The following is a 24842-nucleotide window of genomic DNA, read 5'->3' as shown; positions in this document are numbered from 1 at the left end:
TGAATTTGGTAACATTTGTTACTATTAAGCTGTAACATAAAACCTGATCCACGGGATGAGATTAGCGCTCTCTGGTCAAGCGGGTTAAAACAAGAAAATACCACCGCATTTCTGTTGCAAACAGATCCCGGAATGCGGCTGACAAACAGGAAAGGTGAACACCAATGATCAATATCAAACAGATCCATCACGTGGCATACCGCTGCAAAGACGCCAAAGAAACCGTTGAGTTTTATCGTGATGTTCTGAACATGGAGTTTCTGGTAGCCATTGCTGAAGATCAGGTACCGTCCACAAAAGAGCCTGACCCTTACATGCACGTTTTCCTGGATGCCGGTATGGGTAATATTCTGGCATTTTTTGAATTACCGACTCAGCCAGAAATGGGTAAAGACCCTAACACCCCGGCCTGGTGTCAGCATATCGCTTTCGAAGTTGAAGATCGCGAAGCCCTGATATCGGCAAAAGCAGAACTGGAAGCCCGAGGCATTGATGTCATTGGCGTGACTAATCACGAAATTATCCACTCAATCTATTTCTTTGACCCGAACGGTCATCGTCTGGAGCTGACGTATCGTGATGGCACAGATGAGCAGATGAAGAAACTGAAAGAGGTGGCTCCTCTGATGCTGGAAGAGTGGTCTGTCACCAAACGAGCTCCCAAACACGCCGCCTGGTTACATGAGCAGGAATTCTCTGACGAAGATTGATCACCATTGACCTGAAAACGGCTACTGATCAGGCAGATAAAAAAAGGGGCTGATAACCAGCCCCTTCTGCACTTATATCTGAACTGACACAACGCACCCGAACCTGTTTATTTTTGCTCCGGATAGATACAACAAATCAGTTTTTTTCTGTTTTACTTTTCGACTTTTTCTTTTTCAGCGATTTAATCAGCTTGACGCCCTTTTTACGCTGCGCATGAGCCAGCATAATCTCCTTATTCAGTCGCTTTTTAAGCTCTGAATCTGAGCAATCTTCCAGCTGAGCTTTCAGGCTTTTCTCATGCTCTCTGAGCTTACGGGTGACCTGCTTCAGATACTTTCTCTTCTCTTTTCGTTTGCGTTCTTCCGTGCGAAGATATTCATCCGTGCGGTTAATCAGTTTTCTCAGATTCATCTATTAATCCCTTTGACTCTACTGCTCAGCAACTGCGCTGACCTCATCTTCGTCCAGCCGCAGGCTGCGTTCTGCCGCTTTCAGTCTCAGTTCACCACTGGAGAAGAGTACTTCTCCCATCTGTACCAGATTCCGGGTCACATCATAAGCATAACCACTGTCATTCATCAAAGAAACTGACATGGCAGGGCTGATTCTGTCATGGCGAATCAGGCTACCCAGGTTATTATTCAGGCTGTGATCGTACTCTTGCATATCCAGTTTAAGACGATCCAGTGACAGAATTATGGCAGAGTTATCCCCCTGAAGATTAACCTTGTAAAGCTCTCTCAGCACCGAAGCCAGCCTAAGACGAATAGTGTCGTACTCACTCTGAATATAAGGATTATCAGCCAGAATATACTGTGACATATTCTTCTGCAAATGCTTGGTATCCTTAATGGCTTCGACGATATCCCTGCCCGCTGCCCTCAGACGGAATAACTCATCAGAATGATCCGGCGACAATGACATGCGTCCCTGGGCCTTACTGATAAAATCAACGATGCTGCCATACAGGCTTTTGACGCTATCTTCATACTGACGATCAATATCCGTTGGAATCACACTACGAGACTGATGGATCACCTCTTCCAGTGGTTTTTCGCCCCGAATATCCTGCAGGTTAAGGCTTAGTCCTCCGGCAATAATTTTCGCTGCATTATCATACAGATGCAGAGTTTCCTGACGAACGGCAGCCAGCATAGTATCCGGCATCTCAAACGCGGCCCGATTCAGATAACGAGGTTCAGAAACATGAGGAGCAGGAGGAGATGGCAGACGTGTCTTCAGGAACGTTACCATAGGCCCGATAAACGGCAGCATCAATACCACACCGATAGCATTAAAGATGGTATGAAAGACGGCCAGTTTCAGAGTGTAATTATCGTCGGCAATACCCAGCCAGGCGCTAACACTATCAACCAGTCCCGTCAGTTGCCAGATAAATGCAATGGCAACAAAACCGGTCGCCATATTAAAAATCAGGTGAGCACCCGCCAGACGTTTTCCTTCAATATTAGCGCTGATAGACCCCAGAATAGCAGTAATGGTCGTACCGATATTCGCACCAATTGCTAATGCCAGCGCATTCTCATAAGTTATCTGCTGAGCACTCAACGCGGTAATGATCAGTACCAGAGTCGCATGACTGGATTGCATCACCACAGTGGCAAATAAACCAATAACCGTGAACAGCAGAACTCCGGCATAGCCTTCTACAGCGTAAGCGGTCAGATCAATGGTATCCTTAAAGGCCTCAAAGCCTTCTTTCATGTGATGGATACCCAGAAAAAGAAAACCCAGACCGGCCAGTACATAACCAATGCCCTTAAGCTCTTTGGTTTTCTGAAAAACCAGGATAATACCAAACACCAGCATGGGCATAGCGTATGTTGATATTTTCACTTTCAGGCCCAGGCCCGCTACCAGCCAGGCCCCCGTGGTAGTTCCCAGATTCGCCCCAAAAATGATCCCTACGCCTGCGGCCAAAGAGATTAATCCGGCAGAAAGAAACGAAATAGTAATTACGGAAACCAGAGAACTGGATTGCATAATCGTTGTACTGATGACACCAAAGCTCAGGCTTTTCCAGAGTTTATCAGTAGTGCGTTTCAGGATTTTTTCCAGCAAACCTCCGGTAAAGGCCTTAAAACCTTCTTCCAGTGCCAGCATTCCGAACAGGAAAATAGCCACCCCCGCCGCAATTTCTTTAAAGTCTGAGCTGATCCAGAAGCCATAAGCCAGAAAGGCAAAAATTGTAGGTAAAATAAGTTTTTTAACCATGCAGATAGTGCAGAAAACAACAGGGAGAACGACTGCCCCCGAGCTTCCCATGCCTCCATTCGGGTAACCAGTTGATATTCAGAAAGTTCTCACTATTCGTATGGTTTTGTCCAGCGCTTGTTTTAACAATTTTGTAATATCATATTAATCAGAAGACTAAAGATGCAGGAAAAGTCACAAAAATTGACATCTCTTGCCTTTTCAGAAATCAGTAATTAACCGATGATCATTGATGAGACATGTTCCACAAAGTGTGAATTCTTTGTCTGAATAACGTCTTTTTTCGCATAACCCGAAGTTTTTCCAGAGCTTTAACAGCTGGTATAGTGGTACTATTAGCCGTATATTTCTGCGACAGTATTATGATTTCCGGATGACTATTTTCCGGATAATGGCACATATCTGAGGTAAGACGACTTAATGGCTTCTGATTCTGGTGTTCAAACTCAGCACTTCTCTGATTCTTCAGCATCCGGACACTCTGCAGACCAATCCGTGAGCAGCGCTAATAATGTGCCAGTCACAACCGATCAGCAGGAACAGATACTGGAAATTCAGCAGACCATTTTCGGCATGGTTGCTCAGAACAGTCCCTATACCGAAGTGCTGGATCGTCTTTGTCAGATGGCAGAAAAACTCCTGCCCAACTCAGTAGCCTCTATCATGCTGCTGAATAAAGACACCGGAAATATGAATGTCCTTTCTGCACCGTCTGTTCCGACAGAGGGCCATCAGGCTCTGAATGGTCTGGTGCCGAGTCCCAAAGCGGGCTCCTGCGGCACTGCGGTCTACCATAATAAAGCCGTCTATGTCACAGATACATACACCGACGAGCGCTGGAGCCAGATGCGTGATATTGCCTATGACTTTAATCTGTGTTCTTGCTGGTCAGTGCCAGTAAAAGACTCTGAGGGTCAGGCTATAGGCTCATTCGCGCTGTCTTCGTTTGAACACAGAGAACCTTCTGCATTCCATAAACGCGTAATGGGTATTTCATCTGATATTGTCAGCATTGTTCTGTCCAGACAAAAGCAGATCAGTGCGTATAAAAAGCAGAAGAAACGCTTACAACTGCTGGGAATAGCCATTGAAAATGCCTCAGAGGGCATGGTTATCACCGATGCGGATAATCGCATTGTTGAAGTAAACCGCTATTTTGAACAAGCAACGGGTTACTGCTTTGATGATGTTGAAGGCAAAAACCCAAGCCACTTTTCATCCGGGTTGCAGGATAAGAATTTCTATCAGCGGATGTGGCAGGAGTTATCCAGCCAGGATACCTGGAGTGGCGAAATTGTTAACCGACGCAAAGATGGATCACTACTGCACCAATGGCTCAGCCTGAGTATCATTCGTAACGCGGATGGTAAAATACAGAACTATGTGGCTGTTTTTAATGATCTGTCCGAACTGAAAAGAGAGCGGGACAAACGGCTACGCTCTCTGGGGTTGGATAGCCTGACAGGATTACCCAATAAGAGCGCTTTGCAGGAAGCCTTATCAGGCTGCGACAAAAAGTGCTCGTTACTGGTATTGAATGTTAATAATTTCAGTCTGATCAACTCTGCTTATGGGCTGGACTTTGCCGACCGCCTGCTGGTTGCCATTACTGTACAGCTGAAAGTATTACTGCCAGGCGCGCAGTTGTATCGCCTTAACGCTGACGAATTTGCCGCTCACTATCTTAGCGACGTCGCTCTGGACGAAACGTTTAAACGGGTCAGACAATACTTTTTCCTGAATCAGATTAAGGTAGATGATCTGAGCTTTAATATCAGCTTTACCTTCGGTGGAGCTAACGGATGCAGTGATCTGATGCGTAAGTCGCTGCTGGCTATCAAACAGGCTAAACTGGCTGGCCGCGGACGCTTCCATCTCTATTCCCATGAAAGCGATGAAGTGGAACAGAACCAGCGTCTGGAATACATGCACTGGAACGCCCTGCTGTATCGCGCATTAAATGAGAACTGCCTGGTGCCTTATTTCCAGGGTATACGGGACAACCACAGTGGGAAAATTCGCCACTACGAAACCCTGATTCGTATGCACATTGACGATAAGGTTTATGGCCCATTCCAGTTCCTGAATGCCGCCAAGCTCAGCGGTTTATTACCCGCTCTTACGCGCCTGATGATTGATCGTAGTTTTGAAGTCATGTCCCGACATGACTGCACTTTCTCCATCAATATTACCGAAGATGACCTTAGTCAGCAGTTTCTGATTGATTATCTGGGTAAAAAATCAGCTCAGTATGGTATCGAGCCTAACCGGGTTACTCTGGAGATCCTGGAAGGGGTCAGCTCATCCGGAAAGGATAACAATGTCGACCAGCTGACTGAACTGAAACAGCTGGGTTACAAGCTGGCCATTGATGATTTTGGCACCGAATACTCTAATTTTGAGCGTATTCTGGAACTGGATGTCGACAGCATAAAAATTGATGCAAAGTACATTAAGAATATTGACCGGGATAAGACCAGCTATGAGATTGCACGGGCCATTGTGTTCTTTGCCCAGAATGCAGGTATTCCGGTAGTCGCTGAGTTTGTTCACTCCGAAGCCGTTCAGGAAGTGGTAGAGTCACTGGGAATCAATTACTCTCAGGGCTATCTGTTCAGTGAACCTCAGTGTTCTATCAATACGGATTAAATCTGGTTATCCCATAGCAATCTATTCTGATCAGACAAGCCTGGGGCCTCAGGCGGTCTGTTCAGATGATGGAACACAACTCTGTCTTGTTCAGAAGCTTTCACCCGTTAGCACCCATTTTCGATCCGCTACGATCTCTACATCTTCCTGATGGTGTGTAACTAGCAAAAGTGTTTTATTCTCTTTAAGCGCCACTTCACGCACCCACTGAGCCGCTAGCTGTCGAGTCTTAGCATCCAGCTCCGCAAACGGTTCATCCAGTAAAATCAACGGTTCCGGCCGTAATAAAGTACGTATCAGACCGATACGCTGGCGTTGCCCTCCAGATAACTCACCCGGCAACTTATTCAATTGTTCTGCTACCAGTAATTGTTCTGCAGCCTGTCTGAGCGCCTGCTCAGGTACGGAATCATGAAACCCTAATATCAGGTTCTGCCAGACAGTAAGATGCTCAAATAAATTATACTCCTGAAACAGCATGCTGACCGGTCGCTGATCAGCCTGAAGCATCAGTATATCTCTGCCCTGCCAGAGCACTTCACCCTGACAGGCCGCCTGAAATCCGGCAATCACATATAGCAGGGTTGTTTTGCCAACACCACTCTCTCCCTGAATCGCCAGGCACTCTCCAGGCTCAACGTTTAACTGATAGTGCAGGTCAGATACACCATAGTTGACAATAAGCCGGTTAATCAGTAGGCCTTCAGACATCATGTTTCCTGTTTATTGTATTCAGAAGTGGAGTTACGAGGCGCAGCCGCTGTGCCCTTTACAGGGCGATGATAGCTGCGCTCAAACAGCCAGACCAGAATAGCGCACAAGGCCAGAAGGAGCAGAGACACCAGCGCAGCCTCAGCAATACGGTAACTTCCGGCATAACTGTAAATCAGCCACGGCAGTGTCATACGTTCACTGCCGCCAAAAATAGAGAAAACAGCCACATCCCCTAAAGCCAGCAATAGTGCCAGGGAGAACGCACTGCTGATCACAGGCCTGACAAATGGCCAGATCACCTGTACAGACTGAACAGGCGACAGCTTCAGGTTCTGTGCCAGATAATGATACTGCTGATCAAACTGCAGTAATCGAGGCTGAATCTGGGATACCACGAAGGGCAGCAACAATACGCTGTTCAGCAACAACAACCAGGTAATGCCCCAACGCTCAAGGTCAATTAAAGGCAACAGCAGAATATACAATCCTGTTGACAGCACCATCGCCGGAGCCACCAGAGTATGGGTCGCTAACCATTGAAACAGCACTCGCCAGCCAGGCTTATGGACATTCACAGCATGCCTGACCGCTAATAACAGCCACCAGGCCAGTAAGGTTGCCAGTATGGCGCTGCCCGATGCCAGCAGCAGAGAGTAAAGCGTACTGTCCAGCATAACAGCCAGCGAGATTTGCTCAACACGGGCATCTATCACGGAAGGCAGCAAAGCGATCATTGGCAATAACAGCACCAGCCAGCTCAGATAATAGCCCGCAGAATAAACGTGCCGCTGCCATACCGGCCATTGAGGTTGCCAACGCTGGCTATGGGTGTCAGCACTCAGCCAGCGTACTTTACCCATACGTGCCATCACCAGGAAAATCAGCCCGGCAATCAGAAACTGTAACCAGGCCAGCGTCAGGGCTTCACTCAGGTTAAAGTCATACTTCAGTGCCTGATAAATAGCCACTTCCAGTGTCGTTGATGCAGGGCCGCCACCCAGTGCCAGAACAACGGCAAAACTGTTAAAACAGAGTACAAAGATAAATGCCAGCAACAGCCAGATAGTCTGCTGCACAGCAGGCCATTCCACCCGATAAAACAGCTGCCAGCGATTAAACTTTAATTGCTGCGCCAGGCGCCAGCTGGTATCAGGTATATGATTCAGTTGCTGACATAACACCCTGACAGCCAGCGGCATATTCAGATAAATATGTGCCAGCAAGATGCCTTGTAAACCATACAGATTCCAGTCCTCTCCCAGCCAGGGGGTCAGTAATCCGGAACGTCCACTCAGAGCCACCAGCCCGGTAATCAGCACCAGAGTTGGCATAACAAAGCTGAGTAAGCATAGCTTAAGAAACAGTGTACGCCCGGCCAACCGGGGCAGAAAGTAAATCGCTCGTGCCAGAGGAATGGCCAGTAACACTGAAAGTAAAGCACTTAATCCTGCCTGTTTTATGGAAAACAGCAGAATCTGAATAATATAAGGATCATTCAATAACTGCAGATCAGGTGTTATCAGCGTATCTGTACCTCCCTGACTGAAGCCAGCCAGTCCGTAGAACGCCAACCCGGTAATCCCCATTACCAGGCCATATGCCAGAAAGATCAAGAAAAGAGAGCCGGGTTTCACGCAATACATACCTGAACAAAAGTATTTCGATATTCGCCAACCTGTAACCAGATAATATGGCAAGGTTCTGCACAGAAACCCTGGTTCCGGCGCATAAAACGATTTTTAACAATGAAGAAGACTGAAAGGTAAAGAACAAGAGCCAGACCTGCTCAATAAGCGAGCAGGTCCATCACAGGCGAAACAAACAACTTACTGACTGGCGGAACGACGCCACTCACGCAGCCATTGCTTGCGTTGTTGAGCAATCTCCGCCGGAGAGAAACCGATCTGTTCAGGCTGGATCAACTGATCAAATGCATCCGGCAATTCCACCTGATCGATAACCGGCAGCATCCAGTTGGTCACAGGAATAATTTTCTGAGCTGCTTCAGAGGTCAGAAAACGAATAAACTCCCGTGCCAGCTCTGGTTGCTGGCTGGTATGAGCGATAGCTGCAACTTCTGTCTGAGTCACATGCCCCTCACTGAACAAAGCCGCTTTGTAATGGTTATGTCCTTCAACCACAGCATGGTAAGCAGGGGATGTGGTATAACTTAATACATAATCACTGCCACCTTCCAGAAACATACTATAAGCTTCCCACCAGCCTTTGGTGACCGTCACAGTATGCCCCGCTAGCTGTTGCCACTGCTCCGCAGTTTTATCGCCGTATACCGCCTTCATCCAGGTCATCAGCCCCTGTCCAGGCGTACTGGTTCTTGGATCCTGATAGATCACCTGAACATCAGAGTTAATCAGCTCCGATAAAGAATTTGCTGGCTGGCTGATCTTTCGGCTGTCATAGATAAAAGCAAAATAACCGTAATCAAACGGCATAAACTGCTTATCCTGCCAGTTCAGCTCTGCTTTAAGATGATCCAGGGGCAGTTCATGGGTTTTAACAAACCCCAGCCTACGGGTTTCTTCCATCAGCCCATTGTCCAGCCCAAGCAATACATCGGCTTTGCTTTTTTTGCCCTCAATACGCATGCGATTCAGAATACTGACACCATCTTCTGCTGCCACAAATTTAATATCACACTGACACTGAGCCTCAAATGCCTTTTCCAGTTGAGGTCCTGGCCCCCACTCTGAAACGAAAGAGTCGTAAGTATAGATATTAAGCGTTTTTATCCCGGCATAAGTGAGATTATTGAACAACAGCAGGCCCGTAGCCAGTGACAATAGCAGTTTATTTTTCCAATCCATCATTACGACCTTTGGTTTCTGAATCGCAGTCATTGTTACATCACCCGACTTAATCTGTGTAATCCAAAAATGTTCTCCCTGTCACAGGGGAACATATCTGGACAGAAGTTGCTGTGCGCCAGCCTGTTACAGGAGAAAATCCGGGGCATTTTTCATCGGTGTATACGAGCACACCGCCCAACCCGTTCGATATGCTGATCAGGACAATTTTAATAACAATGCCAGTCATTTAAGCAGCCGGAACTGTGATCTGAACTAATAATCTGGCAGTATTTCCCGGCAATTTTGCTCAATACTATAAAAAGTGCGCTGCATAATATCTAAAAGCCGGAGAAGCTGCTATGCATGAAGATATTTTTCAACGGGTCAATATGCATCTGCACGATAATATTCGCTGGTCACCTGTCTCAAATGGCGGAACCAGCAATTACATTTATCACGGAATGCGGCATGATATGCCACTAATTCTTCGCATTAATGGTGCATCAGAGCTCACCTTTGGTACAGATCGGTACAGAGAGCACTCTGTCCTGACCGCAATTCAGCCTTTTAACTGGTCAATGCAGGTACTGGGCTGCGACCCGGATGCGGGCTGGTGCGTGATGAAAGATCATGGCGAGCCTATCAGTAATAAGCAACTACATCACCACCATAGCCTGCTGCAAAATCGCCTGTTAAGTATGGCAGAAGATTTTCAGCTGATCGTCTCCCCTCAGCGATTCAGCTACCCTGACCTGTTTATCCTTTATCAGCAGAGACTGAACCTGCTACCTGAAGCCGCCTACTGGCTGAATCAGCTGGACCAACTGGTGGCACTGTATCGCAAATTACCCGACATCTCTTTTTGCCTGGTGCATCACGACCTGCATAAAGGTAATCTGCTGATCGATGACAGCGATGAACTCAGTCTGAAAATTATTGACTGGGAATATGCCGGTGTTGGTAACCCCTGGTTTGATATCGCTATGCTGTATACAGAATTTGAAATATCAGCCAGTGATTTGTCCGCATTACCCATCTTTTCTGAATTATCCTATGAAGAATTTATTCCCGGTTTAAAAGACGCGATTCAGTTTAATCAGCTGCTGGCTAAACTCTGGTACCGCATCAGGGAAGAGAATCATTTATGACACGTATACCATCACCTCAATTACAAAAAATGGTTGTTTGCTATGTGCAACCGGTTTCCAGATTCAGCACCTCATACGCCGACTCAATCATCCGGCACACAAAGCCCTCTTCAACAAAATAATTAGTCTTATAAGCAAAAAAAACCTTAAAAACCTCTAACACAAAGGATTAATACTTTAAAAACGTGCTACAATCTTAAGATAACTAAACAAATTCAGCTAATTCATTAACCCCATAGATATCTGAAAAAGCTGATCTGCTAATAGATTCCATATCCACCATCCGGTGAATATCGAAATACCTGCATTCAGATATGTCGCTGCAATATCAATACACAGGTAAGAAGCTCCGGCTATTATATCTATGGTGTTAATGATTTACCTGAATCAGCAGGAGTTGCTTTTATGAGCAGTAATAACGACATTATGTCACCGGACGGTCAGGTTAATCCGATTAATACGGATTACCAGATTGGCCAGGACAATGTCGCTTTTCAAATCGGCCCTTTTGGGCTTGATATCCATAATCGGGTATTTTTGATCTCAGGCCTCACCGTCGTCGCTTTTGTTTTCCTGACCCTCGCTTTCCAGAACCATATGGGACCTCTATTCGGGGATCTGAGATCCTGGCTGACAACCAACCTGGACTGGTTTTTTCTTAGTGCTGGAAATATCTTTGTACTGATCTGCCTGTTCCTGATTTTCTCCCCGCTGGGCAAAGTCCGAATTGGTGGCACGGAAGCAACACCCGACTACTCTTATGCCGGTTGGTTCTCCATGCTATTTGCAGCTGGAATGGGAATTGGTCTGATGTTCTACGGCGTATCAGAACCCCTGTCGCACTTTTCCAGCTCATTAGCAGGCACCAGTACAGAGGCAGGAGTCCGCACCGACTGGGCCCCTCTGGGCGGTGCTGCCGGAGATACAGAAACCGCCATGCGCTTAGGTATGGCAGCCACTATCTACCATTGGGGCCTTCATCCCTGGGCTATTTATGCAGTACTGGCTCTGGGGCTGGCTTTATTTGCCTTTAATAAAGGTCTGCCTCTGACTATGCGTTCAGTATTCTACCCTTTGCTGGGTGAACGCGTCTGGGGCTGGCCAGGTCATATCATTGATATCCTGGCGATCTTTTCCACCCTGTTTGGTCTGGCAACCTCATTAGGCATTGGCGCATCCCAGGCTGGTGCAGGGCTTAATTATCTGTTTGGCATTCCCTCAGGGACAACCACAGAAATTATCCTGGTGCTGGCGATTACTGCCGTTGCGCTCATATCTGTTCTGGCAGGTATGGATTCAGGTGTGAAACGTCTGTCAGAAATCAATATGGCGCTGGCGTTATTACTGCTGATATTTGTGATTCTGGTCGGCCCGACGCTGGCGATTATATCTGGTTTTTTCAGTAACCTGGGGGCTTACATCCAGTATCTGCCTGCGTTATCAGTACCGATTAACCGGGAGGATACGAACTTTGCTTCAGGCTGGACTGCGTTCTACTGGGCCTGGTGGATCTCCTGGTCTCCTTTTGTCGGTATGTTTATCGCCAGGGTTTCAAGAGGCCGCACAGTGCGAGAGTTTATGATCTCTGTACTGCTGGTACCCTCTCTGGCTTGCGTACTCTGGATGACTACTTTTGGTGGCACCGCCATTGATCAACTGGTCAATGATGGCTATAAGGCTGTTACTGAGTCTACTTTGCCACTGAAATTATTTACGATGCTGGATGCATTACCATTGTCTGAAATCACCTCTCTGATTGCGATTGTGCTGGTAGTCGTATTCTTTATCACCTCTTCAGACTCAGGCTCTCTGGTTATTGATGCTATCGCTGCCGGAGGTAAAGTCGATGCACCTAAACCACAACGTATTTTCTGGTGTACATTTGAAGGCCTGATTGCCATTGCTCTGATGCTGGGAGGTGGTCTGGCTGCCCTTCAGGCAATGGCCGTTTCAACGGGCTTTCCATTTACTATTGTTTTGCTGGTAGCCAGTGTATCCTTGTTGAAAGGCCTGGCATCAGAACCCAGGTAGTTATCTGAAACACTTCAACCGGATAACAATCTACTCAGGAAAACCATACGGACCAGACATCTGGTCCGTATGCATAGTCATATTTTCGCAAGGCGTTAACTGGCGTTGCTATTATGTTATTTCCCCGTTTAACAGACATGCCTTCTATGTCTGCTCCCATCGACTGGCCAGATCGCTTCCAGAAACAGTCTATATCCTGCCAGAACCCTTTACTGAAACACTATTACCAAAGCGGCATACCCTCCTCCGTGACCCCGTTATCAGAGATTGAGTTTCTGGCCATTGATTTTGAAACCACAGGCCTGGACCCTCAACGGGATGATATTATCAGTATTGGCCTGGTACCTTTTACTCTTAATCGGATTCGCTGCCGGGAAGCGCGCCACTGGCTGCTAAAACCGGACGTACCTCTGAAATCAGCCTCTGTTATCATCCATCAGATTACCCATGCAGATCTGGATTCAGCACCGGATCTGACCAGGATACTTCAGCCTCTGCTGGAAGCATTATCTGGCAGGGTAGCTGTTGTCCATTACCAGGCAATAGAAAGGCCATTTCTGGATCAGGCGCTGAAAAAACGTCTGGGGGAAGGTATTCACTTTCCACTGGTAGACACCCTGGGCCTGGAAGCCAGAATTCACCGACGTAAACCTATGAGCCTGTGGAGTCAGATTCTGGGTAAAAAACCGGCATCCGTGCGCCTCGCCGATAGCCGAGCCCGCTATAACCTGCCGTTTTATACGCCCCATCATGCACTGACAGATGCTCTTGCCACGGCAGAGTTACTCATGGCCCAGGTGGCAGACAGGTACACCCCTGATACCCCAATAGCCGAGCTATGGGAATAACCAGCTGACCGAAAAGACTCAGCCCTGGTATTTACCCTGATTTGGTATAGCTCTCAGGGATTTAAAATTGGCTGCTATCCCATCATACTGAGACTATTACGAAAAATTAAAACAGAGCCCGGATAAAAGGATATCTGATGAAAAACATTCTGATTCTGTTTGCCCACCCCTCCCCTCACCGTTCTGAAGTGAATCTGCCGCTATTCCAGGCATGCGAAGATACCCCTGGCATTACCTGTGTTGATCTCTATGCTGAATATCCCACATTTAATATCGATATATCCCGTGAGCAACAGCGACTGGTAAACCATGATGTAGTGGTGTTTATGTTTCCGTTGTACTGGTATTCAACGCCTTCACTGCTTAAAGAATGGCAGGACCTGGTACTGGAACATGACTTTGCCTACGGCTCAAAAGGAAAAGCCTTGCAGGACAAACTGTTTTTCTGCGCTCTGACGGCAGGCGGTGCTGAAAAAGGTTATCAGCACGAGGGGTACAATCACTTTACGATCCGCGAGCTGCTCTCCCCAATGGAACAGATGGCTAATATTACCCGTATGCGCTATCTGCCTCCTTATGCCCTGTTCGGAGCCAGAACCGCTGTCGAAGAACAGCGACTGGATCAGCATATCTCCGGCTTTATTCAGTTACTGGATGACTTTAAAGCAGGGGAAATCGACCATATCAGCACCGCTGACTTCATCACACTGAATGAATTTGTTCGTTCACAGGAGGCTGATATATGACCGCCTATTTTATTCAGGCCTTTATTTATCTGTGTGCTGCGGTCATTGCTGTACCGTTGGCAAAACGCCTGGGGCTGGGCTCTGTTCTTGGCTACCTGGTCGCAGGCGTGATCATTGGACCCGTAACGGGCCTGGTGGGGCAGGAAACGGCCACTATTCAGCACTTTGCTGAATTTGGTGTTGTGATGATGTTGTTTGTGGTCGGTATGGAACTTGAACCGCAAATGCTCTGGAATATGAAAGCGCGCCTGTTAGGGCTAGGCGGTGCTCAGGTGGCCATTACTACGGCTCTGATTGCCTGGGCTGCCATTACAATGGGACAGGTCTGGTCAATTGCACTGGCTATCGGGCTCATCTTTGCTCTATCTTCAACAGCCATTGTGCTGCAGACCTTTCAGGAAAAGCAGTTATCACGTACCGAAGGCGGTCGCAGCGCATTTTCTATCCTGTTGTTTCAGGATATTGCCGTTATCCCAATGCTGGCTCTCATCCCTCTACTGGCACTGCCAGAACTGGTGAACACCGGAGCAGCGCATAGCTCCGGGCACCATGATGAACTCTCTCTGGTGGCTAACCTGTCAGGCTGGACCCATGCTGTTGTTGTAATTGCAGCCATTGTAGGAGTGATTGCCGGAGGGCATTACCTGGCACATCCATTATTCCGCTATGTAGTGAAATCCGGTCTGCGAGAGGTTTTTACAGCAACAGCACTGATGCTGGTCATTGGTATTGCAGCCCTGATGAGTCTGGTAGGGTTATCCCCGGCCCTGGGTGCATTTCTGGCAGGTGTTGTGCTGGCTAACAGTGAATTCCGTCATGAACTGGAATCTACCATAGAGCCTTTTAAAGGCCTGCTACTGGGGCTGTTCTTTATCACAGTAGGTGCAGGTATCAGCTTCAGCTTACTCCTGGAACATGCCGGAACCATCCTTGCACTGACGCTTTGTGTCATGCATCTCAAAGCGGCTGTACTCTATGGACTGGCACTGATATTCAGAATACGTGGCACAGACCGCTGGCTGCTGACCCTCAGTCTGGCTCAGGCCGGTGAATTCGGCTTTGTTCTGTTAGGCTACAGTACTCAGAATCACGTACTGCCAACAGAACTGGCTCAAATACTATCAATGGTTGTCGCAATCTCGATGTTCCTGACTCCGGGACTGTTTATCCTGTTTGACCGGATTATTGTACCCAGATTCACTCAGAAAAATAATCAGCAGCAAAAGGAAGATGACATTGACCAGCAGGGGCCTGTGATTATCTCCGGAATCGGACGTTTCGGCCAGATTGTCAACCGTATGCTGACAGCCAATGGCTATCAGACCGTAATCCTGGACCATAACCTGTCGCAGGTAGAAACCGTGCGCCAGTTCGAGATTAAAAGCTTCTTCGGTGATTCCACCCGTCCCGACCTGTTACACACCGCCGGTATCGAAAGCGCCCGCTTGCTGGTGGTCACCATCGATGACAAAGAAAAAGCGATATCTCTGGTTCGCCATGTGAAAAAAGCCTACCCTCATGTACAGATTCTGGCCAGGGCCTTTGACCGGGGCCACAATTACGAACTGAAACGTGCCGGGGCCGACTGGATTGTCAGTGAAACCTATCACTCAGCACTTGAAATGGGCGGTGAAGCCCTGAAATCTATGGGACTGCATCCCTTCAGGGTCGAGCAGATGAAAGCGGCCATGCTGGAGAAAGAGCAACGTCACGAGGCAGAGATGTATGAAGCCTGGAAGAAGATTGATGAGGATATTAAGTTCTCACATCAGTATACCCGGCTGTTTATTGAACTGGAGAAAGCCCTGTCTGAAGCAATAAACTATGACCGCTACGATCGCCATACCCGTAGCGAACACGGTTGGGTACCGCCACCAAAAGGTTATGCCAGACAGATTGAAAAAGAGTTCAGGGACGATCCCTGCTAAGATCTTACGATATAAAAGATCAGGCTAACGGCCATACTGACGGCTCTTGCCTCCCAATAAGCCCAGTTCATAGCCAATGGCAATGGCCTGGGCTTTATTATCAGCATTCAGCTTTTTCAGCATAGATTTAATATAACTACGAATTGTTTCTGTCTGCAGGCTGAGAATATCAGCAATTTCAGCCGCTGATTTTCCTTTAGCGGACCAGAGCAGGCACTCACTTTCTCTGGGAGAAAGAATTTTCTTCTGTTTACCGGACTGCTCCAGCAGATCTCTTTGCTGACAGATACGAGCAAACTGATGACTCATATAAAGCAGACTGGCCTGGGTCTGAGCAGAAAAGTACTGCCGTTCAATCGGACTGTCACTGCGTTTAAGGCAGGACAGAGCAAAATAGCTTTTATCTGAGGCATGCACCGGCGTCACACAAAGTTCGCTGAACCCCAAATCAATCAGTGCCTTCAGCCAGCGCTTCTCTGCTATCGAGTGACAGGTGTCAGAAACCAGCATCTCCTCCAGAAAAAACTGCTGTGGTAATGTCTGATTAAGCATCATCCGCCAGGTAGGAGAAATCGTGTGACTCAGTGGGTTATCTTCAGGATCGGCTTCTGCACTCCAGGCACGGATCAGGGTTTCATGCCTGAACCCCCGGTTCAGTAAGGCAAATACCTTACCTGGCGTTCGGTTAGGCAGCTCACCCACAGGCGCATAAATAAAGCTGCCGGTATCATAACCAATTTTATTTAACAGCTGATCCAGAGCCTGATTTAACTGTTCGATATTTTCCAGGCTATCCCAGTCAAAGCGCCTGTCGGATAATATTGTTGTCATAGAGTTACTCAGTTCAATATCAGGTCATCTGCTTTGAAAACGGTTGTCAGTCACCAGATAGAACACTACGGGCATGCTGCCGTTGCTGTGTCAGGTTCTGACGTATACTTTGCTGAATCACTTCCCTTAACCAGCGGATGCCCGGATCATGATCCTTGCGCTCCTCCCAGATCTGGCAAATTTTCAGGGTGCAGAAATCTACCGGTAACTGATAAGCCTGCAGATTACTGCCCGGACAAATAAAGTCAGCCGCATACTGATTAATGACAGTCACCATATTGGTGCCGCATAACAGCGTCGGCAATGTTGTGACATAGGGGGTTTTCACTATCACCTTGCGGGTAAAGCCCAACTCTGCCAGACGTTTATTGACCAGGATAGGCTCATCCTCCCTATGGGACAGAGCCACATGAGGGGGATCGAGAAACTCATCCAGCGTCAGAGCAGGCTTATCTCCGTAGTAATCTTTATCTGCCACACATACCAGATTATCGGTATACAGGTGCTCGCAGAATTCGGAACAAGGCAGATATTCAAACTGAGTCAGCGCCAGATCCAGCTCCTGTTCCTGCAATAGCTTATATGCCATATCCGGATTTGATATTTTGGCATACAGAATATTAAAGCTGATGCCCGGAGCGGTCTGATTCACTGTTTTCACCAGCTGAGGCACCAGTTCATGAATCATAAAGTCCATAATGCCCACCCGGAATTCACGCACGGCTTTTTCCGGTTCAAAACTATGCGTACTGGCCAGCGCCTGATCCAGCTGCAATAACCCTTGCTCTATTAACTGAAACACCCGGTCTGCCATAGGGGTAGGCTGCATGCCTTCTGCGGTCTTAACAAACAGTTCATCTTCAAACTGAAACCTCAGTTTTTTCAGCGCATGACTCATCGCAGGCTGACTCAGGTTCACCTGCTCTGCTGCTCTTGTCAGATGTCTTTGCTGATACAGCGCGTGAAAAGCCACCAGTAAATTCAGGTTAATCCTGCTTAAACGCTGACTGAGTGGATGGCTCTCTTTCATGACAGGTCGTTGTTCCGCTAACAGAGTAATTATTTTTTTGAATAACGCACTATAAAGGAGCCTGTCATATTTTGCACATCAAAAAGTCATTTTTTCTGATTTTAGCGTCATATTTAGTCACAAACATGGAATTATAGTGATTTATTCTTTTTTAAAACTCAAATAGTTACATCTCATTATTCAAATTAAGAATGATAGGATTCAGAAAAATAATTTTTTTGCCGCTTTAACAAACTCTATTATCGGGTGCATTACTTCAGTGCATCATCCGATGTCTGAACAGAAAAGACCTTCCTGCATCTCACAGAGCGTCATTTTCTGATAACAACAATACCGGAGCACACAATGACAAACCTGAGCGGAGCCACAGACTCTGACGCGATTTATGCCAGTGCGGAAGAAAGAGCACGCCTGATTGAGCTATTGAAAAACCTTCTGGGTGAGCGTTTGCATACATCCTTGCCTATGAGGGAACAGCATGGTCAGGGCGAAGACAGCTATGGTTGCTACCCGCCTGATGCCGTGGCGTATCTGCACAGCACAGTTGAAGTAGCTGAAGTCGTCAGACTGTGTAATGAGTTTCGTGTTCCAGTGATTCCTTATGGTGCAGGCAGCTCAGTAGAAGGCCAGCTCCTGGCTTTGCATGGTGGGATATCTCTGGATCTGTCCGAAATGAATCAGGTACTGGAGATTAACGCTGAAGATATGGATTGTCGGGTTCAGAGCGGCGTCACCCGTGAATATCTGAATCAGGAACTGCGCTACCAAGGTCTGTTTTTTCCGATAGATCCTGGAGCTAACGCCAGTATTGGCGGTATGAGCGCTACCCGCGCCTCAGGTACCAATGCGGTACGCTACGGCACTATGAAAGATAACGTGATCGGCCTGACGGTTGTCACACCGGATGGACGCATTATCAAAACCGGTGGACGGGCCCGGAAAAGCTCCGCCGGTTATGACCTGACCCGGCTTTATGTCGGTTCAGAAGGCACTCTGGGCATTATTACTGAAGTCCATCTTAAATTGCATCCTATTCCGGGTGTAATTAAAGCCGCAACCTGTCAGTTCCAGGACCTGGCCAGTGCCATCGATACCGTTATTTCAGTGATGCAATGTGCGATTCCTGTTGCTCGCATTGAACTGCTTAACCATCTTCAGATGCAGGCCTGTATTGATTATTCAAAACTGGAAGGATTCGATCCTGTTCCAACACTGTTTTTTGAATTTCACGGCACGGAATCCTCTGTCGCGGAACAAATTGAGATGGTGCAGGAAATTGCTGACTCCCTTGGCAGCAGCCACTTTAACTGGGCAGAAACCACAGAAGACAGAAATGCACTATGGACAGCCCGTCATCAGGCCTACTTCGCGGCGCTGGCTCTGCAACCTGGCGCATCAGCTCTGACCACAGATGTCTGTGTCCCGGTATCCCATCTGGCTGAGGCTATTTTATCTGCTGAGCAAGCCGCTACAGACAGCGGGCTGACATGCCCGATTGTTGGTCATGTTGGTGATGGCAACTTCCACATGCTGATTCTGTTTGATGAAGACAACACAGCACAAAAAAACACGGCTAAACAACTGTCCAGAACTCTGGTCAGCAAAGCGCTGGAAGCCGGTGGAACCTGTACGGGTGAACATGGCATCGGCTTTGGTAAAAAAGATTATCTGCTGCAGGAACACGGCGAAGCTGTTGAGCTGATGAGGACTCTTAAAACAGCACTGGACCCGAATTGTATTATGAATCCGGGCAAAGTGTTTGACTGATCTCATCAAAAGAAAGTATCGGACAGATTAAGCACGGAGCCGACACAGATCGGTATACCTGAATAACAAAACGAATAAGCAGATTCATATAAGAGCATTCCGGACTGCATCCTGATGAAGCACCCGGAACAAAAAAACGCTGGAGACCCTATGACGTTACTGAACAAAAGGAACCTGAGTGCCACACTAACACCAGTCGCTATGGCAATCGCACTGGTCAGCGCTGCAGGTGCGCAGGCAGCTGACAGGCTGCTACTGAAAACCCCGACGGCTTTTCCAAGTAAATTGCCTGCAGTAGGCACACCGGTAACTAAACTGGCCGACACACTGAACAAGACCAGTGGCGGCGCAATAAAAATGAAAGTGTATGATCCGGGCAAGCTGATCGCCCCTTCTGAAATTCTGGATGCAGTATCAGCAGGAAAAGTGAACTCAGGCTTCGCTGCTTCAGCCAACTGGCAGGGCAAAATGCCAGCGGCAGCCTTCTTTACTTCGGTTCCTTTTGGCCCTGAAGCCAGTGAATTTCTGGCATGGATGTACTACGGCAATGGCCGAAAACTTCATCAGGAAATGTACGATGAATCAGGCTACAACGTAAAAGCAATTCCGTGCGGAATGATTCCGCCAGAAACCTCCGGCTGGTTCGCAAAACCCATTGAAACAGTCGATGACCTTAAAGGCCTGAATATGCGCTTTTATGGTCTGGGTGCCCGCGTAATGGATAAGCTGGGCGTGGGTACGGTTCAGCTGCCAGCCGCAGAAATCTTCCCGGCCCTGGAGAAAGGTGCCATTGATGCGGCAGAGTTCTCCCTGCCGCAGGTTGATCAGATGCTGGGCTTTAACAAAATTGTTAAATACAACTACTTCCCGGGCTGGCACCAGCAGACCTCTATGCAGGAACTCCTGATCAATAAAGGAACCTGGGAAAAAATGACCGAACAGCAACAGGCACTGGTAGAAACGGCCTGTAAGTCTGTAGTGGCTGACACTCTGGCTGAAGGTGAAGCCAACCAGTTTGAAGTACTGGCAGCAGCCAAAGACCGGGGTGTTGAAATCCGCTACTGGAGCGACGAAATCCTTACCGCGTACCAGACAACCTGGAATGAAGTGGTTGAGGAACAGAGCGCAAAAGATTCTTTCTTTAACAAGGTCTGGAGCGATCTGAAGGCCTTCCGTGAAGGCTATGATATCTGGGAGAAACACGCTTTCCTGCCACGGAATATCAGTGAGCGTTAATATCCCATAAAAGAGGCCCGTTTTATCGGCTTCTGAAATTTCCTGAATACTGTTTTTACGGTCAGTGCCTTGCATGGGCTGACCGTTTTTTTATACATGAAACATAAGTGCAATACAGGATATTTTTATAGCTACAGTCATGAATACATGGTATCTCTGGATCAGAGTAGCCCCTGCACACGATACTGAGAAAACTCCTGTGTCAACCAGTGACTGAACCTTTGAATCAGGCCAATATCTTTTCGTTCAGGGTTCAGCCTCATCCAGTAGCTATAACCATTAAAAGGTGTAAAGGAGTGATCTCTTACAATCCAGCCTTGCTCCACAGCACTGGCACTAAGCACATTACTTAACAAGCCATACCCCTGGCCCGTCATAATCGCCTGTAATACAAAGTATTCCTGTTGAAAGGTTCTGACCGTATAATGCGATATATCGATTTCTGATCGCCAGTCGATATTCCCCAACAGCTCATTTTCAGGCCATTCAGTCACGAACAACACCGGCTTCTTATTTGTATCAGGCATAAAACCCGGTGTCCGATATAGCGCAATCTTCTCTGTACATAACAGGGTTTCATCATCCATTTTTTCATCCCGTCCGTAACGCAGAGCTAAATCAATATGCTTATCGCGAGTTAAATCCACCAGGCTGTCACTGGCACAGGTTTTCAGTCCATTAGCCGGAAATGCGTCGTTTATCTGCCCGCTTCTTGGTGTTAGCCATAACGCTGCAAACGAGTTACAACAAGAAATATTGATATCTGTTCTGGGCTGCCGTAGCTCAGACAAGACATAATCCAATTGGGAAAAATGAGTTTCACAGGCTTCAGCCAGCTTTGCTCCTGCCGCTGTCAGACTGATTGCCCTGGTATGTCGTTCAAACAATGATAATCGCAATTGAGATTCCAGAGCTTTTATCTGATGCGATACCGCAGCTGGACTGATATTCAGAGCAGTGGCTGCATCCTTAAAGCTCAGATAACGTGCAGCCAGAGTAAACGTTCTCAGATGATTTAACGAGGATATTTGTTCCAGCATATCAATATATACCTGAATAGAAGCATTCGATATGTTCCAGCCAGTAGCTGAAGCAAAGGCTCTTTTTCTCAACCAGATAGTTCATATTTTCTAATCTATAGACTAAAAGAACTCAATTGTCAGTCATCACTGAACACTCAACAATAACAGGCAGTTAATCACCTGCTGAGGAGTATACTCATCATGAAAACTGTCTTATATATTATTTCCAGCGCAAGAAAATATCATCCTGATCAACAACAGCATCAATCAATTTCAAGAATGCTGGGCGAGTCATTCATGCACGAATTCAAGCAACATCATAAACAAACAGAGGTAATCTGTAGAGATCTTTCGATATCGCCTCCAGCCTATATTGATCAGGAGTTCATTGCAGCATCATTTGCTCAGGGAGAGTTGAATCAGGCACAGCAAGCCGCGCTGACTGAATCTGACTTATTAATTAATGAGGTTGAACAAGCCGACGTTATTGTCCTGGCAAGCCCTATGTATAACTACGGAATGCCAGCGGTGCTAAAAGCCTGGTTTGATCAGATTATTCGCATTGGAAAAACCTTCTCTTTTGACTTGTCACGAGGTGATGAACCCCTGGCACCTGTACTCAGTGGTAAACATCTTGTTTTGCTGGCCTCCTGGGGAGAATTTAACTTCAGGAAGGGTGAAACCAAATACGCTTTTAATCATTTATCCAGCCATATTGAACAACTCTCTCCTTATCTCGGAGCTGATGCATTTTATGAAATTGCATCGGAGTATCAGGAGTTCGGAGATTCACGACATGAAGAGTCCAGAGCTAAGGCAATAGCTGACACAAGAATACTGGCAAAACATCTGGCATTATTATAGTTAATGGAACGGATCTGATGATTTATGCGCCCGGCACTAATCCATTGACGCTATTTATGCAGTCTGATAGGTCCGAAGTGTTAATCATCAGATCCCGTCCACTTCCCCTTTTTAACCACAAGGGAACCCAATGTTATACGGAAACTAAAATGACAAAGGACTTCACAATGCAAATAGTTAAGGCTAATTCAGAGCATTCATTACTACTGGCAGACATTATTAGCCAGGCCAATATACCTGTCGCTAAACAGTTCAGCATCAATCAGGACAATAATCCTAAACATCCCTCTTTCTACAATGAGCAATGGACTCAATCTGATTTTGAGCGTGGCGAAGAATATTTTATTTGTCAGCAAGAAAATCAGACTGTTGGCTGTGTCGCTTTTGAGATTTCAGATAAAGGTACCGGTTATCTGAACAGATTGTCAGTACTGCCGCGACATCAGAAACAAGGTATTGGCGAAGCACTGGTCAACTTCATCCTTGATTATGCAAAATCCAGAGATATTTCTGTTGTCAGCATAGGAATCATTGCTGAGCATGGGGCATTGCGAGACTGGTATCTGAAACTTGGCTTTAAAGCAACGGGACACAAACAGTTTCCTCATCTGCCATTCAATGTGACCTTTATGGCTTTTTATCTTTGATTCAATCACAAAGTACGCTATATCTCTGCCGGATGATTCAAAAGCAAAATGAACACTGGTAGCTCCGCTATCAGGATTAAAATGTAATAACAGAAAGGAAAACCAATAGTGAAAAAACATATAGCCCTGATGTTTGCACTCATCATGAGCCTGTCTACTGCTTTTGCTAACGACCTTTTACTGGTTACCCAAAAAACCTATATGGATATTTCGATTGGCGGTCAACCTGAAGGACGAATCGTCATTGGTTTATTTGGTAAAACAGCGCCCAAAACCGTTGCAAACTTCCACGCTCTGTCGACTCATGAAAAGGGCTTTGGCTATAAAGGTTCCTTATTTCACCGGGTTATTCCTCAATTTATGATGCAGGGCGGTGATTTCACCAACTACAACGGCACAGGTGGAAAGTCTATTTACGGCCGTACCTTCCCGGATGAAAACTTCCTCATCCCACACACAGGCCCTGGCTTCTTATCTATGGCTAATGCCGGTCCGGATACCAACGGCTCCCAGTTCTTCATTACCTTTGTTCCTACGCCATGGCTGGACGGACGCCACACCGTTTTTGGTAAAGTAATTGAGGGTATGGATGTGGTGAGAAAGATTGAAAAAGTCCAGACTAATCGCAGAGATGCTCCTTTGAAAGAAGTCAAAGTGGTTGATTCAGGCAGCTTGCCCGTTGATAAGCCCTTTGTGGTCAGTGCTGACTGAGTCCGAAATAATCAACTCAGAAAGCAGCAACTTGTCAATCGCAAGCATTAACAGCAGGGCGGATATTCAATAACAGAAGCCGCCCGGTCTGTACCTGAAATCTCTTGTATCAGGCACTATATTCTACTCGTGATTTACCCGCCCTTTCTCTGCGATATCGGCTTATATCACACCCATCCCACCAGTCAGGCAAGAACATCCAACCAAACAACATCAAAGCCAGACAGTTCCTGATGTAAGCGATGAAAGAATCCGGTATTTCTGATCCACCCATTATGGCTGATCTGTAATAATGATACTGGATTAAGACGAGTATCCCTGCTCCGTTATAGAAGGGCGGAGATACTCTGGCGCAATATTACTGATAGTCCTCAGCAACTTTCAGCTCAGCATAGGCAAAACCCAGAGCAGACATATAGGCAGTGTGCACCTGCTCAGCCGGAACTACTTTACCATTCAATTCCAGATCTCGGGATGCACAGGCATCCTGCACCACATTGACTTTATACCCCAGATCCGCGGCAGCACGAGCAGCACCATCAATACACATATGACTCATGGCCCCTATCAGGGTAATCTCTTCAACCTGTTGCTGCTGTAACAACTCATGCAATTCAGTGTTAAGAAACGCGTTCACTTTATGCTTCAGAACGGTGTGCTCGCCGTCCACCGGCGCCATATCCGGATGAATTTCAGCCCCTTTACTGCCGGGAACAAAAAACGGGGCTTCTGTCGTCTCAAATTCATGGTAAACATGAACGACAGGTAAAGCTTGTTGACGAAACCAGTTCAGCACCTGTCTGGCATTGGCTGCGGCCTGTTCAATCTGATACAGCGGCCATTTCCCATCCGGAAAATAATCATTCTGAATGTCAATTACGACCAGAGCATGTTTACTCATTGTCTGTCTCCATACT

21 protein-coding genes are annotated in these 24842 nt (G+C 47.0%); 12 read left to right on the top strand and 9 right to left on the bottom strand.

What is annotated here, in order from left to right:
- Window positions 1–164 precede the first annotated feature (164 nt).
- On the top strand, window positions 165–710 hold the full coding sequence (locus H4O21_RS06610; RefSeq protein WP_182808056.1) for a VOC family protein: 546 nt from the start codon (window positions 165–167) through the stop codon (window positions 708–710).
- Window positions 711–846: 136 nt separating this feature from the next.
- Here H4O21_RS06610 and H4O21_RS06605 read toward each other — a convergent pair whose 3' ends face one another.
- Both H4O21_RS06605 and H4O21_RS06600 read right to left on the bottom strand, forming a co-directional pair.
- Window positions 847–1122, bottom strand: a complete 276-nt coding sequence (locus H4O21_RS06605; RefSeq protein ID WP_182808055.1) for a hypothetical protein — start codon at window positions 1120–1122, stop codon at window positions 847–849.
- Window positions 1123–1140: 18 nt separating this feature from the next.
- Window positions 1141–2946, bottom strand: a complete 1806-nt coding sequence (locus H4O21_RS06600) for a Na/Pi symporter (RefSeq protein ID WP_182808054.1) — start codon at window positions 2944–2946, stop codon at window positions 1141–1143.
- Between the two features lie 420 nt (window positions 2947–3366).
- Between H4O21_RS06600 and H4O21_RS06595 the strand changes: the two genes are divergently transcribed.
- Window positions 3367–5595, top strand: a complete 2229-nt coding sequence (locus H4O21_RS06595; protein ID WP_182808053.1) for a sensor domain-containing diguanylate cyclase — start codon at window positions 3367–3369, stop codon at window positions 5593–5595.
- A gap of 90 nt (window positions 5596–5685) precedes the next feature.
- Here the strand turns inward: H4O21_RS06595 and H4O21_RS06590 are convergent, their stop codons facing one another.
- The 3 genes from H4O21_RS06590 to thiB all read right to left on the bottom strand — a co-directional run bounded on the left by H4O21_RS06590 (window position 5686) and on the right by thiB (window position 9167).
- Window positions 5686–6309 carry an ATP-binding cassette domain-containing protein gene (locus H4O21_RS06590; RefSeq protein ID WP_255487175.1) on the bottom strand — a complete coding sequence of 208 codons (624 nt, stop codon included), beginning with the start codon at window positions 6307–6309 and terminating at the stop codon, window positions 5686–5688.
- Window positions 6306–7943 (bottom strand): ABC transporter permease family protein, encoded by a 1638-nt coding sequence (locus tag H4O21_RS06585; protein WP_368737525.1) that lies wholly within the window; start codon window positions 7941–7943, stop codon window positions 6306–6308. The genes H4O21_RS06590 and H4O21_RS06585 overlap by 4 nt, the downstream gene beginning before the upstream one ends.
- 192 nt (window positions 7944–8135) lie before the next feature.
- The gene (thiB, locus tag H4O21_RS06580; RefSeq protein WP_255487174.1) at window positions 8136–9167 is read right to left on the bottom strand and encodes a thiamine ABC transporter substrate binding subunit; all 1032 of its coding nucleotides are present in this window, start codon (window positions 9165–9167) and stop codon (window positions 8136–8138) included.
- 308 nt (window positions 9168–9475) lie between these two features.
- On the opposite strand from thiB, the gene H4O21_RS06575 reads away from it, so the two are divergent.
- The 5 genes from H4O21_RS06575 (at window position 9476) to H4O21_RS06555 (ending at window position 15817) form a co-directional block, all read left to right on the top strand.
- Window positions 9476–10264, top strand: a complete 789-nt coding sequence (locus tag H4O21_RS06575) for a phosphotransferase (protein ID WP_182808050.1) — start codon at window positions 9476–9478, stop codon at window positions 10262–10264.
- A gap of 405 nt (window positions 10265–10669) precedes the next feature.
- Window positions 10670–12295, top strand: a complete 1626-nt coding sequence (locus tag H4O21_RS06570; protein ID WP_182808049.1) for a BCCT family transporter — start codon at window positions 10670–10672, stop codon at window positions 12293–12295.
- A 146-nt stretch (window positions 12296–12441) separates the two neighbouring features.
- Window positions 12442–13143: a 3'-5' exonuclease gene (locus H4O21_RS06565; protein ID WP_255487173.1), complete on the top strand. Its 702-nt coding sequence runs from the start codon at window positions 12442–12444 to the stop codon at window positions 13141–13143.
- Window positions 13144–13280: 137 nt separating this feature from the next.
- Window positions 13281–13889, top strand: coding sequence for an NAD(P)H-dependent oxidoreductase (locus H4O21_RS06560; RefSeq protein ID WP_220495541.1), 609 nt, complete (start codon window positions 13281–13283; stop codon window positions 13887–13889).
- Window positions 13886–15817 carry a monovalent cation:proton antiporter-2 (CPA2) family protein gene (locus tag H4O21_RS06555; RefSeq protein ID WP_182808047.1) on the top strand — a complete coding sequence of 644 codons (1932 nt, stop codon included), beginning with the start codon at window positions 13886–13888 and terminating at the stop codon, window positions 15815–15817. Before H4O21_RS06560 ends, H4O21_RS06555 begins: the two co-directional genes overlap by 4 nt.
- A gap of 24 nt (window positions 15818–15841) precedes the next feature.
- Here the strand turns inward: H4O21_RS06555 and H4O21_RS06550 are convergent, their stop codons facing one another.
- Together H4O21_RS06550 and H4O21_RS06545 are read right to left on the bottom strand one after the other, a co-directional pair.
- The gene (locus tag H4O21_RS06550) at window positions 15842–16648 is read right to left on the bottom strand and encodes a response regulator transcription factor (RefSeq protein WP_182808046.1); all 807 of its coding nucleotides are present in this window, start codon (window positions 16646–16648) and stop codon (window positions 15842–15844) included.
- Window positions 16649–16694: 46 nt separating this feature from the next.
- Window positions 16695–17678 carry a LysR family transcriptional regulator gene (locus H4O21_RS06545; protein WP_182808045.1) on the bottom strand — a complete coding sequence of 328 codons (984 nt, stop codon included), beginning with the start codon at window positions 17676–17678 and terminating at the stop codon, window positions 16695–16697.
- Between the two features lie 345 nt (window positions 17679–18023).
- On the opposite strand from H4O21_RS06545, the gene H4O21_RS06540 reads away from it, so the two are divergent.
- Complete coding sequence (locus H4O21_RS06540) at window positions 18024–19445, top strand: FAD-binding oxidoreductase (RefSeq protein ID WP_182808044.1); 1422 nt, start codon at window positions 18024–18026, stop codon at window positions 19443–19445.
- Between the two features lie 150 nt (window positions 19446–19595).
- Window positions 19596–20681: a TRAP transporter substrate-binding protein gene (locus H4O21_RS06535; protein ID WP_182808043.1), complete on the top strand. Its 1086-nt coding sequence runs from the start codon at window positions 19596–19598 to the stop codon at window positions 20679–20681.
- A gap of 161 nt (window positions 20682–20842) precedes the next feature.
- On the opposite strand, the gene H4O21_RS06530 is transcribed toward H4O21_RS06535, so the two are convergent.
- Window positions 20843–21721 (bottom strand): LysR family transcriptional regulator, encoded by an 879-nt coding sequence (locus H4O21_RS06530; protein WP_182808042.1) that lies wholly within the window; start codon window positions 21719–21721, stop codon window positions 20843–20845.
- A gap of 183 nt (window positions 21722–21904) precedes the next feature.
- Between H4O21_RS06530 and H4O21_RS06525 the strand changes: the two genes are divergently transcribed.
- The 3 genes from H4O21_RS06525 (at window position 21905) to H4O21_RS06515 (ending at window position 23925) form a co-directional block, all read left to right on the top strand.
- Complete coding sequence (locus tag H4O21_RS06525; RefSeq protein WP_182808041.1) at window positions 21905–22567, top strand: FMN-dependent NADH-azoreductase; 663 nt, start codon at window positions 21905–21907, stop codon at window positions 22565–22567.
- A 167-nt stretch (window positions 22568–22734) separates the two neighbouring features.
- Window positions 22735–23214, top strand: a complete 480-nt coding sequence (locus tag H4O21_RS06520; protein WP_182808040.1) for a GNAT family N-acetyltransferase — start codon at window positions 22735–22737, stop codon at window positions 23212–23214.
- A gap of 108 nt (window positions 23215–23322) precedes the next feature.
- Window positions 23323–23925 (top strand): peptidylprolyl isomerase, encoded by a 603-nt coding sequence (locus tag H4O21_RS06515; protein WP_370463911.1) that lies wholly within the window; start codon window positions 23323–23325, stop codon window positions 23923–23925.
- A gap of 358 nt (window positions 23926–24283) precedes the next feature.
- Here the strand turns inward: H4O21_RS06515 and H4O21_RS06510 are convergent, their stop codons facing one another.
- Window positions 24284–24826, bottom strand: a complete 543-nt coding sequence (locus H4O21_RS06510; protein WP_182808039.1) for a cysteine hydrolase family protein — start codon at window positions 24824–24826, stop codon at window positions 24284–24286.
- Between the last annotated feature and the right edge of the window lie 16 nt (window positions 24827–24842).

This window comes from Oceanospirillum sediminis, assembly GCF_014164585.1.
Taxonomy (GTDB): domain Bacteria; phylum Pseudomonadota; class Gammaproteobacteria; order Pseudomonadales; family Halomonadaceae; genus Oceanospirillum; species Oceanospirillum sediminis.
This window is presented reverse-complemented; position numbering and strand designations above follow the sequence as displayed.

Coding starts and splice junctions, on each gene's coding strand:
- H4O21_RS06595 (WP_182808053.1), top strand. CDS start 3,367: ATGGCTTCTGATTCTGGTGTTCAAACTCAGCACTTCTCTGATTCTTCA.
- H4O21_RS06545 (WP_182808045.1), bottom strand. CDS start 17,678: ATGAAAGAGAGCCATCCACTCAGTCAGCGTTTAAGCAGGATTAACCTG.
- H4O21_RS06600 (WP_182808054.1), bottom strand. CDS start 2,946: ATGGTTAAAAAACTTATTTTACCTACAATTTTTGCCTTTCTGGCTTAT.
- H4O21_RS06575 (WP_182808050.1), top strand. CDS start 9,476: ATGCATGAAGATATTTTTCAACGGGTCAATATGCATCTGCACGATAAT.
- H4O21_RS06555 (WP_182808047.1), top strand. CDS start 13,886: ATGACCGCCTATTTTATTCAGGCCTTTATTTATCTGTGTGCTGCGGTC.
- H4O21_RS06535 (WP_182808043.1), top strand. CDS start 19,596: ATGACGTTACTGAACAAAAGGAACCTGAGTGCCACACTAACACCAGTC.
- H4O21_RS06560 (WP_220495541.1), top strand. CDS start 13,281: ATGAAAAACATTCTGATTCTGTTTGCCCACCCCTCCCCTCACCGTTCT.
- H4O21_RS06525 (WP_182808041.1), top strand. CDS start 21,905: ATGAAAACTGTCTTATATATTATTTCCAGCGCAAGAAAATATCATCCT.
- H4O21_RS06540 (WP_182808044.1), top strand. CDS start 18,024: ATGACAAACCTGAGCGGAGCCACAGACTCTGACGCGATTTATGCCAGT.
- H4O21_RS06610 (WP_182808056.1), top strand. CDS start 165: ATGATCAATATCAAACAGATCCATCACGTGGCATACCGCTGCAAAGAC.
- H4O21_RS06590 (WP_255487175.1), bottom strand. CDS start 6,309: ATGATGTCTGAAGGCCTACTGATTAACCGGCTTATTGTCAACTATGGT.
- H4O21_RS06570 (WP_182808049.1), top strand. CDS start 10,670: ATGAGCAGTAATAACGACATTATGTCACCGGACGGTCAGGTTAATCCG.
- H4O21_RS06520 (WP_182808040.1), top strand. CDS start 22,735: ATGCAAATAGTTAAGGCTAATTCAGAGCATTCATTACTACTGGCAGAC.
- H4O21_RS06550 (WP_182808046.1), bottom strand. CDS start 16,648: ATGACAACAATATTATCCGACAGGCGCTTTGACTGGGATAGCCTGGAA.
- H4O21_RS06510 (WP_182808039.1), bottom strand. CDS start 24,826: ATGAGTAAACATGCTCTGGTCGTAATTGACATTCAGAATGATTATTTT.
- H4O21_RS06530 (WP_182808042.1), bottom strand. CDS start 21,721: ATGCTGGAACAAATATCCTCGTTAAATCATCTGAGAACGTTTACTCTG.
- H4O21_RS06605 (WP_182808055.1), bottom strand. CDS start 1,122: ATGAATCTGAGAAAACTGATTAACCGCACGGATGAATATCTTCGCACG.
- H4O21_RS06565 (WP_255487173.1), top strand. CDS start 12,442: ATGTCTGCTCCCATCGACTGGCCAGATCGCTTCCAGAAACAGTCTATA.
- thiB (WP_255487174.1), bottom strand. CDS start 9,167: ATGACTGCGATTCAGAAACCAAAGGTCGTAATGATGGATTGGAAAAAT.